Genomic DNA, 16,260 nt, shown 5'->3' with positions numbered 1-16,260 from the left:
GCTTTTGTTGACAAATCTCCATGGGTTTGGGAGTTTTGTCAACAAATTAGCGGTACTTTATTTCGTCGCAGTCTCAAGGATCTTTCTACTTGTGTAGCGTCCGTGCGGCGCTGCACTTTACTTTTTTTGGGCTGGAGGAAACCGCGTGACTGTATTGTACAAGCTGGAGACGTTCGAAGGTCCGCTCGATCTGCTCTTGCATTTGATAGACAAAGCGGAAATCGACATCCAGGACATTCCGGTCAGCGAGATCACCGAGCAGTACATGGAATACCTGCAGGGGATGCAGGAGCTTGAGCTGGATATCACCAGCGAATTTCTGGTTATGGCTGCTACCCTCCTGTCGATCAAGAGCAAGCTGCTGCTGCCGAAGCCGCCGGTGATCGAAATCGAGGATTTCGATTATTACGAGGACGACGGTTATGATCCGCGGGCGGAGCTGGTACAGCGGCTGATTGAATACCGCAAATTCAAGAGCATTGCTGTGCAGCTGCTGGATATGGAGAGCGAGCGCAGCCTGATTTTCACGAAGGAGCCCGAGGATCTGGGCCCCTTTGTTCCTACACAGACCGATAATACGCTGAAGGGACTGCACACCGCAGATTTGATTGCCGCGTTCCGTAAGGCGCTGAGCAAAGCGGCCCGGAGATCCTCTTATCAGCGGATTACCCGTGATGAGATTTCGGTGAAAGACCGGATTCGTGATGTGTCGGAAGCACTGCAGCGTAAGGGGATGGGCGGCAGACTGCGCTTTTCGTCGCTTTTGCATGATGAGATGGCCCGGCATGAGATTGTAGTGACCTTCCTGGCCATTCTGGAGCTGATGAAGATGAAGGCGATTTTCTGCTACCAGGAGAAATTATTTGACGATATTGTGATGGAGTGGAGAGGAGGAGAGGAAGTCAGTGGACTACAACACGCTGAAATCAATTATTGAAGGTTTGCTGTTTCTCTCAGGGGATGAAGGTTTATCTGTACGCCAGATTGCCGAGATTACCGAACAGCGGCCCGATCTGGCTACACGGGCGTTGGAGGATTTGAAAGACGATTACAGCTCGCAGGGCCGGGGCCTGCAGGTAGTGCAGATCGCCGGGAATTACCGTCTGGCGACACTGCCGGAGCATGCGCAATATTTCGAGCGTCTGGCGTATTCCCCTTCCAGATCTTCCCTGTCCCAGGCAGCGCTGGAGACACTTGCTATTGTGGCTTACCGCCAGCCTATTACAAGAGTGGAGATCGAAGAAATCCGCGGGGTGAAGTCCGAACGGGCCATTCATACGCTGGGAAATAAGGATCTGATTCATGAGGTGGGCCGGGCAGAGGCTGTCGGCCGTCCGATCCTGTACGGAACGACCAAGTCCTTCCTGGACAGCTTTGGCCTGGCCAGCCTGAAGGAGCTTCCGGAGCCGTCGAGCTTCGACACCTCAGAGGGCCTGGAAGAAGAGACGCAGCTGCTGTTCAGCAAGCTGGACAGCCAGATGACCTTTGAAGAGGTAGAGACAGAATAAACGCAGCGGATACACGCTGTTCCAGCAATGCCGTTGTCCCCGCCGGGACAGCGGCATTTTTTTGGCGGCAGAATCTTTTGGAGATGTTTGCTGAAATGCCGAATTTTATCCAGCAGGATTTGCCATACTAAACCAGAGGCTCCACTATTCACATTACCTGAGGCTGCTTGGAGGTTACGATTGTGACGTTATGGCTTGTAATATCCTTATCCCTGCTGCTGTTGGTTATTCTGCTGTGCCTGCTGGTTCTGGCTTCATCGATTCATTTTCATTTCCGTCTATGCAGGCTGGGAAAGGATGACCGTATTGAATTTGATATCAAAGCTGTATACGGGCTGGTCAAATTCCATTATGAGCTGCCTGCGCTGGTTTTTGACAGCCTTGAACAAGGCATTAAGGTTAAGCTCGAAAAAAGCGGAATCGCCCCGGTGAAAATGGACAGCGACAAAGAAGAAAAAATCGACCGGGAATCCGTGACGGAATGGTTAAAGAACATCCGTACTGCACTCAAGGCAACCCGCGGTCTCAAAAAATGGCTGGTTGGCACGTTATCGCACGTCCGGATTACCAAGCTGGACTGGTCCACGGATTTCTCGCTGGGCGATGCGGCAGATACGGCAACCGCGGCTGGCGCTTTATGGGGCATGAAGTGGACCATGATCGGCTGGGTGTCGCGTTTCGTCAGACTGCAGCGGAATCCGCGGATGTTCGTTGCCCCGGTGTTCCGGGACGACCCCTGTTTCTCAACGGAAGCGGTCTGCACAGGCAAGCTTTCTGCGGGCTATGCTTTTTATGCGGGACTGTTATTATTGCGGCGTGTATCGAAGGTGGAAGGCGGCCTTGGAAGATGGAAGAAACTGCTCAGCCGGGCCCAGTGATAAAAAGACTACATACTCCCTTCCATAGTGGGCAAGATAAGACTGCAGGTACACTTATATACACACGAGGAGGAGAAAAACAATGTCAGATCATCCTATTCAAGGTCTCATGCAGACGGCTATGGAAAATATCAAAGGCATGGTGGATGTAAATACCATTGTCGGAGATCCAGTAGAAACACCAGATGGCAGTATCATTCTGCCGATCAGTAAGGTCGCGTTCGGTTTTGCCGCAGGCGGCAGTGACTTCCGGGTGGAAGACGATGCTCCGGGCGTAAACGGCAGCGGGACCGGAGTCAAAATGCTTCCCTTCGGGGGCGGTAGCGGGGGCGGTGTATCCATACGGCCAATCGCTTTTCTGGTAGTGGGCAGGGATGGGGTACATATTGTGCCGCTTGACAATCAAACCCATCTGTTCGAGAAAATTATTGATGCCACACCAAACCTGATCGATAAAATCCAGAATATGTTCCAGCCGAACGGCATGCCGGTGGGAGCAGATGTAGCGGGTGCTACGGTGACCAAAACTGTAGTGAAAACGGAGCCGGCTACGCATACATCAGCACATTAACACACCGGCTGAAAGTGGCGGGATAAGAATAAGCGGGGGTATCGCCTTTCAAAGGTGATATCCCTTTTTTGACGGACAGAAGCGGATGGGACATACCAGTCCCCCGTACCGCATACACTTGTACAACCAGGCAAGACGGAAGAACCGCTGCCCTAGACCTGATAAGAAGCCGGAGGATGAACATGAAGACATTAACCCGAAAATCGTTGATTTCCTTAATATTGTGTTTACTGCTGCTTGCACTGGTGCCGTTGTCTTCTATCCGGGCTGAGAACAGCTCCATATCCACTCATGCCAGAGCGGCGGCGCTGATTGATGTGGAGTCGGGAAGACTTCTATACAGCAGCCGCGGGGATGAGCCGATGCTGATTGCCAGCTTGACCAAAATAATGACAGCACTTGTAGCGATAGAGAGCGGTGATTTGACCTCAAAGGTCAAGGTCGGCAAAAATGCTTATGCCAAGGAAGGTTCTTCACTGTATCTGAAGCAGGGCGAAGAAATGACGCTGGAGGATATGCTGTATGGATTAATGCTGCGATCGGGTAATGATGCGGCAACCGCGATTGCCGAGCATGTCGGAGGCTCCGAGCAGGGCTTCGTCTATCTGATGAATGCCAAGGCGGAGGCGCTTAACTTAACCCATACGCATTTTGCCAATCCGCACGGGCTCGATGCCGAAGGACACTACTCCAGCGCAAATGATCTGGCTGTATTGACTGCTTACGCGATGCATAACCCTGTGTTCAAGGAGATTGTAGCTACCAAAGAGAAGACGGCAGACAATCCGTATGAGAAATGGGATTACAAGTGGAGCAATAAAAATAAAATGCTGCGCCTCTACGAAGGGGCCGACGGTGTGAAGACGGGGTATACCAAAAAAGCGCTCCGCTGCCTGGTCAGCTCCGCTACCCGAAACGGCCAGCAGCTTGTCGCTGTTACGCTGAATGACGGCAATGACTGGAATGACCATTCGGCGCTGCTGGATTTCGGCTTCAACCATTATCCGCTCAAGACATTAGTGGAACGCGGAGAAACCGTCAGCGGCTACACCCTCGTGACCGGCAAGGATTTCGCCTATCCGCTCGGACAAGGGGAAGAGGCAAGGCTTGTTACCAAGCTGGTATTAAGCGAAGAAAAGAGTACCGCGGGAACTGAGGTGCGTACCAATGCCGGCACTGAGACCGGCACCAACACTAGCGCCAACACCAGCAGCTTCGGGCTGAAGGGTGTAATTATAATGCAGCTCGGCGGCAAGGAAATCGGCCGGGTTCCGGTGTATACGCCAAGCCAGCTGCCGCCGGAAACATCACCCTATGAGAAGAAATACAGTCCTGCGGGAGGTACGGCTTATCCGGCGGACAACTGGCTGCAGGCATTCGGCAGCGCGCTGCGTGCTTTGTTCAAGAGCGGCGAAGATCAGAGATAGTTGTACAATGTGCAATTAAAAACAGCGAAAAGGTAGGCTTACAACTTTTAACTGTATTCTGTACAACTAAATTTGCCCAAATCGCTGGAAATCATCTACAACTGGCAGTTTAATTGCACGAAATACAACTAAACGGATAATAGGTTGAGAATCAGACGTTTTAGTTGTACAAAGTGCAATTAAGCCTCCAGCATATACCGTAGTATGGTCACTGCAAGCCCTCCGCAAGCGATTTTACCAATAAGTTTCACTACTTGAAAGCGGACGCTAAACTAATGCTCAATTGGCGGTCAACTAGCATTCAACTAGCACTCAACAAGTACTCAACAAGCATTCAACAAGCATTCACCTGGCCCTACATAGCGCTCGACTAGCATTCACCTAGCACTTATAGCGCTCACCTAGCACTCAACTTGCAGTCAACTAGTGCTCACCTAGCATTCACTTAGCACTCACTTAGCACTCGAGTGGCGCCAACTAGCATTCACCTAGCTCCGTAGTCAGACCTTCTTATCGTATCTTGCTCATGCCGTGAGAGGCGTTAGGTGGAGAAAAGGCATCTGTTAATGCGGAAAGCTGAATATTCGAAGACGTAGTAGTTGGATTAACAACATCTAATTTCATTTAAATTGGAAGATCACTAGGGTATGGGTGGAATTAAGCAGCAAAAAACCATCTAAAAACCATAAAGCAGCTGAAATCCGGAGAATAAGTAACATAAATCCCACTACTCCATCCGCGAAATATATCGTTAAGTAAGAAGTCATACTCAGACAGTAGCATTTGTACAGGTATACTTTAAGCTGCATTTCAAAGTGGGCTATGCAGAGGACTAGGGCAGGTAAGAAGAAAATAGAGCTGGAGGAGGGGATAAGCATGTTAAATGGTATCTGGCTGGGGATGATCCTGATCGGGTTTGTATTTGCGGCGGTAAACGGACGGATGAACGAATTCACAGCTGCCGTGTTTGACGGTGCCAAAAGCGGGGTCACCGTAAGCTTCGGGCTGATCAGTGTGCTGGTGTTCTGGCTGGGGATTATGCGGATTGCGGAGGATGCAGACCTGCTGAAAAAGATCTCCAGAGTATTGGGACCGGTAGTATCGTTTCTGTTTCCTGATGTGCCCAAAGGCCATCCAGCGATCGGTTACATCCTCTCCAATATGAGCGCTAACCTGCTGGGACTCGGAAATGCCGCTACACCCATGGGCATTAAGGCAATGCAGGAGCTGCAGACACTCAACCCGGATAAGGAAACCGCAACGCCAGCCATGTGTACCCTGCTTGCACTGAACACTGCCAGTATCACGCTGATTCCGGCAACCCTGATTGCGATCCGGCTGAATTACGGATCGGCTGACCCGGCGGCAATCGTCGGCACCACGCTGGCGGCGACGGCGGTGGCTACTCTTGCCGCCATTGCTGCGGACAGGCTGTGCCGCCGCCTGACACTGCTGCGCAGGCCGCCCGGACCGCCGCCTGCGATAAGGTCCGGCACCGCTGCAGCGAAAGGGAGCGCTACGCTCCCGCATTCTTCAGTGAAAGGGTGAGCCTTCCGTGTTCCAGTTAATCAGTCTAATATCCGCCTGGGCAATTCCGGTAATGGTCACCTTTATTCCGCTGTATGCTTTCTCCCGCAAGGTTCCGGTCTACGAATCTTTCGTGGAAGGTGCGAAAGACGGATTCGGCACAGCCATTGCGATTATCCCCCATCTGGTCGGCATGCTGGTGGCGATCAGTGTCTTCCGCGCTTCAGGTGCGCTGGACTTCCTGATGGGCTTTGTAAGCCCTCTTGTGCAAAGCCTTGGGATTCCTGCTGAAGTCCTCCCGCTCGGCCTCCTGCGCCCTCTGACGGGCACTGGATCACTTGCCTATACCACAGATCTGATCCGGGTCCACGGCCCGGACTCATTGATAGGCATGATTGCTTCTACTATACAGGGCAGCACGGATACAACCTTATATGTGTTGACTGTTTATTTCGGCGCTGTAGGGATCCGCAATGGCCGTTATGCCCTTAAGGTGGGCCTGTTCTCAGATGTCGTCGGCTTTATCGCAGCTATTGCGGTTTGTCTGCTGGTGTTCGGATAAGAGAGGGGGGATGAATTTGTTTTTATTCATTTGATCCGGCATGCGGCTGATGTTTTCCGCGAAGATTGGGGGCAGGACCGGAAAGATCTTGTCCGCAAGCTGTTGCTTTTATGGGGAGGATTTATCCTGCTTCTGCTGACTGACTTCCTGGTGCTGAATATAAGCCGGGACCGTGCGGGAAGTGGTATCCTGCAATTCAATGCAGTGCTTGGGGTCATCGTGTTCTCAGGACTCTTAGCGCTTTTTGCCCGAAGGAAGATTCTAGTAGCCTGTATGGGCTTTTTATACATATTTGATCTGGTTATGTTTCATTATTACGTAGCTAATATTACCGGTAATGGTTTGGATGATTTCGGACTGGGCTTAAACATCATGTTCAGTTCATTGATTAATCTGATTGTTTTTGGTGCGGCACTTTTATTAGATCGGATTGTTCCACTGGAAGAGCCGGATGATACGATATTTTAGTGAATGGGCACTGCTGTACATTGATGGCCAGTACATACCGGTTTTACTGTATCTGCTCCATTTCGGGACAGATGTTTTTGAGACAGCGTGGAATTTGGACCGCCTCGTCCTGATCCTTGCCTGCAACGTAAGACTACTCCAATTAGCACCAGAACCACCGCTGACCACCGGATACATGTAAAATGTTGTATGGATTACAACTCGCATCCGGTGAAAGCCGCTGTGCGGGAGGATTGTTGTATGTAGTACAAGAATTTTTTCGTTTTTCTCCTAAAAGGAGGGGAAATGATGCCTTTTATACAACAATCTTCGATTAAGGCCGATATCTCGAAGGAAATGTTGTATTTCGTGCAGGATTTAGACTGCGAGATAATGGTACGGGTACCGCAGCTACCGCTTGCCACTACAGTCCTCACTTACCACCGAGGGGTGAGGACTGTTTGTTTTAATCTGTTCAGGGGTGGCTTGGCGCTGGCGGAGTAACCGAGAGGAAGTTTGGAACTGGAGGAGCGTCAGCGACCCCCTTTAAAGTTGGATTTCAACTGCTGTATGGCAGTAGAATCAAGGAAATCCAACTTTAACAGCGGCCGGAAGTCCAAACATTCCCCGGAGTTACGATTAGCCCGCGCCCGATCTGTGCTTTCACACCACGCCACGAGCCCCAAAGATTTTAACAACCGGCCATCACCCCGCACCTCCCCACTTCATATGCTATTTCAGCAATACGGAGGGAGGCCGACAAGGGATGGAATACAAAGGCTTTATTCTTCATCATTCCCGCTGTCCGTCCATTAACGGCAAGGGGTTTGACTTCTGGGTCGGGCTGGAAGGGGGGATCTACGCTGCGCCGCTGCTGACAGATCCCGAACATATTCATATCTGCCTGGAAGGCAACTACGGTGAAGCGGATGAGCTTCCCGGCTTGCCGGAACGCCAGCAGCAGCTATTTGCGGCAGGTAAACTCATTTTGGAGTTGGCAGGGCGCTATCAAATTGCGCCATTACTCGTTGAACCGCATAGCAAAACTTGTCCGGGAGCATTTTTTCCATGGAATGATCTTGTGATTTATCCCTCTGATGGTTATCATTAACCTGAGGTGAGTAGTCGAAAATGGAAAGATTACAGAAAATTTTGGCGCAAGCAGGTGTTGCGTCCAGACGCAAATGTGAAGAAATGATTTTGGCCGGTAAAGTGGAAGTCAACGGGGAACTCGTAACTACGCTTGGCACGAAGGTGGACCCCGCAACAGATATTATTAAGGTCTCCGGTAGACTGATCCGGGGCGAGAACAAAATCTATATCATGTTCAACAAGCCCAAGGGCGTAATTACAAGCGCATCCGATGACAAGGGCCGCAAGGTGGTAACCGATTACCTGAAAGGCATTACAGAGCGCGTATACCCTGTAGGCCGTCTGGATTATGATACGGAAGGGCTGCTGCTGCTGACGAATGACGGTGAGTTTGCCAATCTGCTCACGCATCCGAAGCATCATGTGCCGAAGACGTATCTGGCGACGGTCAAGGGTGTGCCGCACGGCACGGCGCTGGACAAGCTGAAGGCTGGAATTAAGCTGGAAGACGGCATGACGGCTCCGGCGGAAGTTGAATACAAGGACGTTGATGAAGCGAATAAAGAAACGGTCATCAGCATTACCATTCATGAAGGCCGCAACCGTCAGGTACGGCGGATGTTTGAGGCAATTGCCCATCCGGTGATCCGCCTGAAACGGATTTCGTTCGGAGATATCCTGCTCCAGAATCTCAAACGCGGTTCCTACCGTCATTTGACCAAGGATGAAATCAATCATCTGCAGCAAATAGCCAAGGCCGGGGCGCTAAGAGAGAATACGACACGCAAAGACACATAAAGTTCACAATTCCCCCTCCTAAAACTGTGACAATATTCGTTATAATGTTCATAGGATGTTCACACCTAACAACTAAAGTAATGAGTTGCGTCACAGAAGGGGGCACCCTCGTATGGGCAAAGCCAGAAAGCCAATACAAATCGTGATACTATTTCTAATCCTTCTGCTCGGGGGTTATGCAATCGGTTCCTCCGTATTCGGAGGGGATGGCAAACCCACGGAAGGCGGGAGAGCGCCGGACTTTGAACTGCTTGGGCTGGACGGCGTGACCCATACGCTGGAGGAGTACAAAGGGAAGTCGGTTGTGCTTAACTTCTGGGGCTCCTGGTGCGCTCCATGTGTGAAGGAGATGCCTGCCCTGCAGGCACAGTGGGAGAAGTGGAAAGACCAGGGCGTAGTGGTCGTAGGCGTTAATGTAGGCGAGGATCAGATGACAGTGGACAATTTCGTGAAGCTCGTGGATATTGATTTCCCGGTTGTGATGGATACGGGGCGTGATGCCGTCCGTAGTTACGGGGTTTCCCCGCTGCCTACCACCTTCTTCATTAATACGAAGGGCAAGGTAGACAGCATTCATATCGGCCAGCTGGATTTGAGCTCGCTTGACGAGCAAATCGGGAAGCTGGTGGGAGAATGAAGGAGCACATGCCGCTGATCAGCAATACCAAATGCGAATGCGGTCACCAGAATCCTGTGGGCACTGTTCTCTGCGAAGCCTGCGGCAAGCCGCTGGATGAGAAGGAATGGAACTCTTCTGAGAATCTGGAGATGCGTTACGATGGGGTAGCCCGCCGTTCACAGCGTGTAGGTCCCGGAGTGATCGACAGGGTCTGGAACTTTTTTTCCTCGGTCAAAATCGCCATCTATCTGATTGTGCTGACACTGCTGGGCGCTATGCTGGGTACGATTTTTCCGCAAGAGAGCACTTTTCTGAATATTGACGCTTCAACATATTATCAAGAAACGTACGGAACAGCCGGGAATATATATTATAGACTCGGCCTTTCGCATACCTATGAATCCTGGTGGTTTGTGACGCTGCTCGTAATGATCGGAGCTTCTCTGGTCATCTGCAGCCTGGACCGTGTGCTTCCGCTGTACAAGGCATTAACCCGGCAAAAGATCCGCAAGCACCGCCAGTTTCTGACCCGTCAGAAGCTGACGCTCGTCACGCAAGTGGAAGAGGAGCCGGAGGTGTGGGTGGCGCGCATCGTCCAGCCGCTCAGGAAGAAAGGTTACCGCGTCCGGACGGAGGGCGGCGCTTTATTGGCCGAGAAACACCGTTTCAGCCGCTGGGGACCTTATGTAATACATATCGGCCTGATTATTTTTTTGCTCGCCGTGCTGGCGAGAGGACTTCCGGGGCTGAATATGGACCAGCATCTTGCTTTTCCGCAAGGGGAGACCGTCAAAATACCGGACACCAGCCTCTATCTTAAGAATGAAAAGTTCACCGTAGAATTCTATACGGAAGAAGAGATGCCTGAGGAGTTCCGCGGAATCAAGGTGCTTCCCAAGCTCTACGAGACCCGGGCGGTTCTCTATGAATGTACTGCCGATTGCACGGACCCGTCTAAGGAGCCTCAGCTTACGGAAGTGGCCCGGCATGACATTCAGGTGAATTCACCGCTCAGCTACCAAGGATTGAAAGCGTATCAGTTTGATTATGACCTGACTCCTGTGCTGCGTTCTGTGCAGCCCGGGCTGACGAATTCGTCCACTGGCGAGATTTACGGCAAGTTTGAACTGGATATGAAGAATCCGCAGCGCAGCTTCCAGGCAGGTCCATATACGCTGGAGCTGAAAGAGAAATATATGGATTTCGGACTGAGCGATGAAGGCCAGCCGGTGTCCAAATCACCGTATCCGAATGCCCCTGCATTCCTCTTCCTTATTAAAGGGCCGGAGCTTCCGGCCGGGGGGCAGCAGTATTTCTATTTTCCGAAGCAGATTGACAAGGAGCAATTCCAGCAGTCAGCCATCAACGACAAGCTTGGCGGCAGCGGGCGGTTTCTGGAGCTTGAGGTCGGCAGCATGAGTGACGTTGACTTCTCGGAATCCACCACTTATCTCAATGTGCGGGTCGACCGGGCAATGCCATTTGTCTGGGTTGGCGCGGGTATTATCATGCTGGGGCTGATCCTCGGCTTCTACTGGCAGCATAGACGCATCTGGTTGACCGTCGACGGCGGGGAACTGGTGCTGGGAGGCCATACGAACAAGAATTGGTTCGGCTTCCGCCGCGAGATCGTTTCTATTCTCCAGAAGATAGACATGACAGTCGATGAAAAATCATTGGACAACGGAGGAGGCCTGGCATGAGCTTGCTCGATTTCAGCAGTGACGTCTTTATTGCCGCATTCTTTTTATACAGCGGAGCATTCATGTTGTTCACCATCGCCATTATGGGCCGCAGGTGGTCCGGCAGGAAGCCGGAGGAGCATACCGCACGCTGGGGGAGAATCGCTTTTATCGCCTCCTCGCTGGGGCTGCTGTGCCATCTGGCATACTTCATTACACGCTGGATGGGATCGGGTCATATTCCGGTAAGTAACATGTATGAGTTCATGACTTTTTTATCGATGATGGTAATGGTTGCATTTACGGTGATCTTCGCGATTTACCGCAAAATTATTCTCGGTGTCTTCGCGGTTCCGATCTCGATTATTGTGATGGCGTATGCAGCGGTATTTCCGCAGGAAGTACAGCCGCTGATCCCCTCGCTGAAATCCATCTACCTGAACATTCATGTTACGCTGGCAGCACTGGGGGAATCGTTCTTCGCTGTAGGCTTTGCCGCTGGGCTGATGTATCTCCTGCGGACGGTCGATTTCAGCAGCAAGGAGCGCAGTGACCGCAAGCAGCAGAGACTTGTCGAATTTACTCTGTTCTCAATCATTGTTATAATTGGTTTTCTTGGATCTGTATTTGCCTTCCGCGGTGCCGGCTATGAATCTGTTTTTGTCCGCACTAACGTTACGATTGACAGCCCCGGGCAGGGAGATAGTACAATAGAGAAAGTGAGTTATAAAATGCCGCCGATTGTGGCACCTTACCATAGCGAAATTGAGAGCTTCCAGTCGTTTCTTGGCATAAAAGAACCGCTCTTCGAAGCTCCATCCTGGATGAATGGTGTCAATGCCGGGCGCAAGTTCAATACCGTTATCTGGTCACTGCTGTCCGGGCTGATTCTATATGGAATTCTCCGCCTGGCTGTCCGCAAACCGCTGGGTAAGGCGATTCATCCGGTACTCGACGGAATTGATGAGAATGACCTTGATGAAATAACGTACAGGGCGATCGCCATCGGTTTCCCGATTTTTACACTGGGGGCTTTGATTTTTGCAATGATATGGGCTCAAGTGGCCTGGGGCAGGTTCTGGGGATGGGACCCTAAGGAAGTGTGGGCACTCGTCACCTGGTTGTTCTACAGTGCTTATCTCCATTTGCGGCTGGCCCGCGGATGGCAGGGACGCAAGTCCGCTTGGCTCGCTGTACTCGGCTTTCTGATCGTAATGTTTACCCTGGTTGGCGTTAATCTTGTGATCGCCGGACTTCACTCTTATGCGGGGACAGACTGAGTAGACTATATTCTCTGGCACGCACAAGATTTAGGGTAACGTTCTACTGTATTTGATGAAGGGGTTGTTGTGTAAATGGCAGAGCACTTGAATAGAATTCTGGTGGTGGATGACGAAGAACGCATCCGCCGCCTGCTCAAAATGTATCTTGAAAAAGAAGGTTATGAAATTGACGAGGCGGAAGATGGGGAAATTGCTCTGCGCAAAGCAACAGCCAATGACTACGGTCTGATATTGCTGGATGTTATGCTGCCGGGCATCGACGGGATTGAAGTGCTGACCAGACTCAGAGGAGTCAAATCTACACCGGTCCTGATGCTTACTGCCAAGGGTGAAGAGATTAACCGGGTTCAAGGGTTTGAAATGGGCGCAGATGACTATGTCGTTAAGCCGTTTAGCCCGCGTGAAGTGATTTACCGGGTGAAGGCGATAATGCGCCGTTCTTCCGCAACTGCTTTTTTGTCCAAAGAGAGCAATTCAAGCAACAATATCGTGTTTCCGTTTCTTATTATTGAGCATGATGCACACCGCGTAACCGCCGGCGGCCAGGAGGTAAGTCTGACCCCTAAGGAATATGAGCTGCTGCATTATTTGGCGATCTCACCGGATAAGGTGTTCTCTCGTGAGGAACTGCTCAAGGATGTGTGGAATTACGAGTTCTTCGGAGATCTGCGTACCGTGGATACCCATGTCAAGCGTCTTCGCGAGAAACTGAATAAGGTGTCCCCGGAATCGGCGGCTATGATCACTACCGTATGGGGAGTCGGCTATAAGCTTGAGGTGCCTAAATAAGTGAACTTCTGGAGAAGTCTTGTCGGTAAGCTGTGGATCACGATCATCTGTCTGGTTGCTGTCGTGCTCATTACGCTGGGGCTGTTTCTGTTACCCTACATCGACAGTAATTTCGCCAATTCCGGGGCGATCAAGCGTTTATTTATGTATACCTGTATGATCGGGTTTTCCTTAACGACATTCTTTGCCTTATTCCTGTTTACGAAGATTACCCAGCCGATGCAGCAGGTGATTGAGGCGGCCAATGATATCCGCCGCGGCGAATACGGGACGAGACTGACGCTGGTTACCAGCGATGAGATCGGCCAATTAGCGACATCCTTCAATCACATGGCAGAAGAGCTGGAAGAGAATATACGCAGTCTGAATAATGAAAAAGGGCATTTGTCCAGCGTCCTGCGCAGTATGAGCGATGCCGTGATCACCTTCGATATTGAGGGGCAGATTATCCTCACCAATCCGCATGGCCAGACGCTGCTGGAAACCTGGAGTGACCTTACCTGGGAGCAGGAAGAGGATGGCGGGCTGTACCCGCAGGCTGGACCTGCCCGTGATGTGCCTCCGCCGCTGCGGCCGCTGTTCTTCAGTACACTCAGCGTAGGAGGCGATCAACGCTCCAATATCCATGTCCGGCAGGGTGTATGGTCTGTGCATATGGCACCCTTATACTCCGAAGATAATCTCCGCGGTGCGGTGGCGGTGCTGCGCGATGTGACGGAGGAAGTGCGGCTGGAGAAAATGCGCCGCGATTTCGTCGCCAATGTCTCGCATGAGATCCGTACACCACTCTCGATGATGCAAGGCTACAGCGAGGCGCTGCTGGATGGAATGGCCTCCTCTCCGGAGGAGAGCAGCGAGCTGGTCCAGGTAATCCACGATGAATCGCTCCGTATGGGCCGGCTGGTGAAGGATTTGCTCGATCTGGCCCGCATGGAAGCGGGGCATACGGATATGCTGAAGGCGCAAGTGGATGCAGGGGAACTGCTGGAACGGGTGTACCGCAAGTTTTCGGTCAGAGCCAAGGAGCGGGATATCATTCTTGAGCTGAAGAAACCGGATACCGAATTGCTCCTTAAGGCTGCCGATGAAGATAAGCTGGAGCAGGTGCTCACCAATCTGCTCGACAATGCCTTCCGCCACACTCCGGCCGATAAAATGATATCCATTCGGGCGGATTCCACCGTGCTGGAAGGCCGGAGGGTTCTGGAGATTGAGATCCGGGACCAAGGGGTAGGCATTACGCCTGAGGATCTGCCGTATATCTTCGAGCGCTTTTACAAAGCCGACAAAGCACGCGTAAGGGGAGAATCGGGAGGAACCGGTCTGGGACTAGCGATTGTGAAGAACATCGTCGAGTCGCATCATGGGAGTATCCACGCCTCCAGCAAGCTTGGAGAAGGCACCGCTTTTACCCTGCGGCTTCCTGTCGAAAAACAGTAAATCCGGACAATGCATGACAGCGCCTCTGACAGCAGAGGTGCTTTTTGTTGAAACCACCACATTAATCTTGTTCAACGTGGAACATATCATAGAAGCTGAGGCTTGCAGGAGGCTGTGCATAATGATCTTATCCTTGGACCAAGGTACCACCAGTTCACGCGCGATCCTCTTTGATGAGGAGGCGGGAATGATCGCGCAAGGGCAATATGAGATTAGACAATCCTTTCCCCGGCCGGGCTGGGTAGAGCATGATCCGGAGCAAATCTGGGAGAGTCAGCTTGCTGCGGCCAGAGACGCTATCGCGGCAAGCTCCGCCCCTGCTGATAGTATTACGGCCATCGGCATTACCAATCAGCGTGAGACTGCACTGATCTGGGACAAGGCTACCGGAACGCCGGTCTATCCGGCGATCGTCTGGCAGGACCGCCGGACTGCAGAGCAGTGTGAGGCGCTTAAGGCGCAGGGAATGGCCGGAGAGATCGCTGAGAAGACGGGTCTTGTCATCGATGCGTATTTCTCGGCAACGAAGCTGGCCTGGATTCTGGACCATGTGCCGGGGGCCAGAGAGCGGGCGGACCGGGGAGAGCTGCTGGCCGGAACCATTGACAGCTGGCTGATCTGGAAGCTTACAGGAGGCGCTGTGCATGCTACGGATGTTACCAATGCTTCACGGACCATGCTCTACAATCTGCATGAGCGCAAATGGGATGACGGCCTGATTGAGGTGCTGCGCATTCCGCCCTCTATTCTGCCTGAAGTAAGGATGTCAGGCGGGGACTTCGGGGCTGCAGACAAGCAGTGGTTCGGTGCAGATATCCCCATCCGTTCAGTGCTTGGGGACCAGCAGGCGGCATTGTTCGGTCATACCTGCCTGGAGGCAGGCAGCGCCAAGAACACCTACGGCACCGGCTGTTTCATTCTGATGAACACAGGCACTGAGGCAGTGACTTCGAGTCATGGCCTGTTGACCACGGTAGCCTGGGGTATGGGAGACGAACTCTATTATGCCCTTGAGGGCAGTGTGTTTGTGGCTGGAGCAGCGGTACAATGGCTGCAGGAGGGCCTTGGGCTGATTGTAGCTCCGGCGGACTCGGAAGAGAAGGCGAGTGAGGTGGAGGACAGTGAGGGGGTTGTGGTCGTGCCGGCCTTTACCGGCCTTGGTGCACCCTACTGGGATATGTATGCCAGGGGCGCCGTGTTTGGACTTACCCGGGGAACGACCGCCGCACATCTGGTCCGCGCAACGCTGGAGTCGCTGGCCTTTCAATCCCGCGATGTCATCGGGGCGATGGAAAAAGACGCAGGCATGCCGCTCAGCGGCCTGAGAGTGGATGGAGGCGCCGTGCGCAATAATCTGCTGATGCAGTTCCAGGCGGACATTCTTGGGAGCGACGTAACCCGTACTACGTATGCGGAGACCACAGCGCTCGGCGCTGCGCTACTGGCAGGACTCACCTCCGGCATATGGACCCGGGAGCAGCTGGAGAGCTTCAATAAGGCCGAGAAGGTATTCTCACCGCAGATGGAGACGGAAGAGCGTGAACGCCGTTACAATGCCTGGCAGGACGCGGTGTCCCGGACTATGGGCTGGGAAAAGCATGAAGGGCAGAGGTAACAAGAACAGCTGCTGATATGGC

Annotated in this window: 16 protein-coding genes; all 16 read left to right on the top strand. The window is 52.3% G+C overall.

Features of this window, described 5'->3' with window-relative positions; genetic code table 11:
- Nucleotides 1-145: 145 nt before the first annotated feature.
- The gene (locus GC101_RS07370; protein WP_042138653.1) at nucleotides 146-937 is read left to right on the top strand and encodes a segregation and condensation protein A; all 792 of its coding nucleotides are present in this window, start codon (nucleotides 146-148) and stop codon (nucleotides 935-937) included.
- Nucleotides 906-1,508 carry an SMC-Scp complex subunit ScpB gene (gene scpB / locus GC101_RS07365; protein ID WP_039301691.1) on the top strand — a complete coding sequence of 201 codons (603 nt, stop codon included), beginning with the start codon at nucleotides 906-908 and terminating at the stop codon, nucleotides 1,506-1,508. Before GC101_RS07370 ends, scpB begins: the two co-directional genes overlap by 32 nt.
- Nucleotides 1,509-1,690: 182 nt before the next feature.
- Nucleotides 1,691-2,386: a DUF2953 domain-containing protein gene (locus GC101_RS36715; protein ID WP_171716709.1), complete on the top strand. Its 696-nt coding sequence runs from the start codon at nucleotides 1,691-1,693 to the stop codon at nucleotides 2,384-2,386.
- 82 nt (nucleotides 2,387-2,468) lie between these two features.
- Entirely contained in the window at nucleotides 2,469-2,957 is a 489-nt protein-coding gene (ytfJ, locus tag GC101_RS07355) for a GerW family sporulation protein (protein WP_171716708.1), read from the top strand.
- A gap of 176 nt (nucleotides 2,958-3,133) precedes the next feature.
- Nucleotides 3,134-4,384, top strand: a complete 1,251-nt coding sequence (locus GC101_RS07350; RefSeq protein ID WP_171716707.1) for a D-alanyl-D-alanine carboxypeptidase family protein — start codon at nucleotides 3,134-3,136, stop codon at nucleotides 4,382-4,384.
- 876 nt (nucleotides 4,385-5,260) lie between these two features.
- Nucleotides 5,261-5,932, top strand: coding sequence for a nucleoside recognition domain-containing protein (locus GC101_RS07345; RefSeq protein ID WP_039301699.1), 672 nt, complete (start codon nucleotides 5,261-5,263; stop codon nucleotides 5,930-5,932).
- 52 nt (nucleotides 5,933-5,984) lie between these two features.
- Nucleotides 5,985-6,473, top strand: a complete 489-nt coding sequence (locus GC101_RS07340; protein WP_042141358.1) for a spore maturation protein — start codon at nucleotides 5,985-5,987, stop codon at nucleotides 6,471-6,473.
- Nucleotides 6,474-6,503: 30 nt separating this feature from the next.
- Complete coding sequence (locus tag GC101_RS07335; protein ID WP_171716706.1) at nucleotides 6,504-6,941, top strand: hypothetical protein; 438 nt, start codon at nucleotides 6,504-6,506, stop codon at nucleotides 6,939-6,941.
- Between the two features lie 745 nt (nucleotides 6,942-7,686).
- Entirely contained in the window at nucleotides 7,687-8,031 is a 345-nt protein-coding gene (locus GC101_RS07330; protein WP_039301711.1) for a peptidoglycan recognition protein family protein, read from the top strand.
- A gap of 20 nt (nucleotides 8,032-8,051) precedes the next feature.
- The gene (locus GC101_RS07325) at nucleotides 8,052-8,810 is read left to right on the top strand and encodes a pseudouridine synthase (RefSeq protein ID WP_039301714.1); all 759 of its coding nucleotides are present in this window, start codon (nucleotides 8,052-8,054) and stop codon (nucleotides 8,808-8,810) included.
- 112 nt (nucleotides 8,811-8,922) lie between these two features.
- The gene (resA, locus tag GC101_RS07320) at nucleotides 8,923-9,447 is read left to right on the top strand and encodes a thiol-disulfide oxidoreductase ResA (RefSeq protein WP_042138648.1); all 525 of its coding nucleotides are present in this window, start codon (nucleotides 8,923-8,925) and stop codon (nucleotides 9,445-9,447) included.
- Nucleotides 9,444-11,132 (top strand): cytochrome c biogenesis protein ResB, encoded by a 1,689-nt coding sequence (gene resB / locus GC101_RS07315; protein WP_076243354.1) that lies wholly within the window; start codon nucleotides 9,444-9,446, stop codon nucleotides 11,130-11,132. The genes resA and resB overlap by 4 nt, the downstream gene beginning before the upstream one ends.
- On the top strand, nucleotides 11,129-12,391 hold the full coding sequence (ccsA, locus tag GC101_RS07310) for a cytochrome c biogenesis protein CcsA (protein WP_042138646.1): 1,263 nt from the start codon (nucleotides 11,129-11,131) through the stop codon (nucleotides 12,389-12,391). Before resB ends, ccsA begins: the two co-directional genes overlap by 4 nt.
- Nucleotides 12,392-12,466: 75 nt before the next feature.
- The gene (locus GC101_RS07305) at nucleotides 12,467-13,183 is read left to right on the top strand and encodes a response regulator transcription factor (protein WP_039301726.1); all 717 of its coding nucleotides are present in this window, start codon (nucleotides 12,467-12,469) and stop codon (nucleotides 13,181-13,183) included.
- On the top strand, nucleotides 13,184-14,623 hold the full coding sequence (locus GC101_RS07300; protein WP_171716705.1) for an ATP-binding protein: 1,440 nt from the start codon (nucleotides 13,184-13,186) through the stop codon (nucleotides 14,621-14,623).
- 121 nt (nucleotides 14,624-14,744) lie between these two features.
- Nucleotides 14,745-16,238, top strand: coding sequence for a glycerol kinase GlpK (gene glpK, locus GC101_RS07295; RefSeq protein WP_171716704.1), 1,494 nt, complete (start codon nucleotides 14,745-14,747; stop codon nucleotides 16,236-16,238).
- Nucleotides 16,239-16,260 lie beyond the last annotated feature (22 nt).

The organism is Paenibacillus phytohabitans (assembly GCF_013141775.1).
In the GTDB taxonomy this organism is placed as follows: Bacteria; Bacillota; Bacilli; order Paenibacillales; family Paenibacillaceae; genus Paenibacillus_AQ; species Paenibacillus_AQ phytohabitans.
This window is presented reverse-complemented; position numbering and strand designations above follow the sequence as displayed.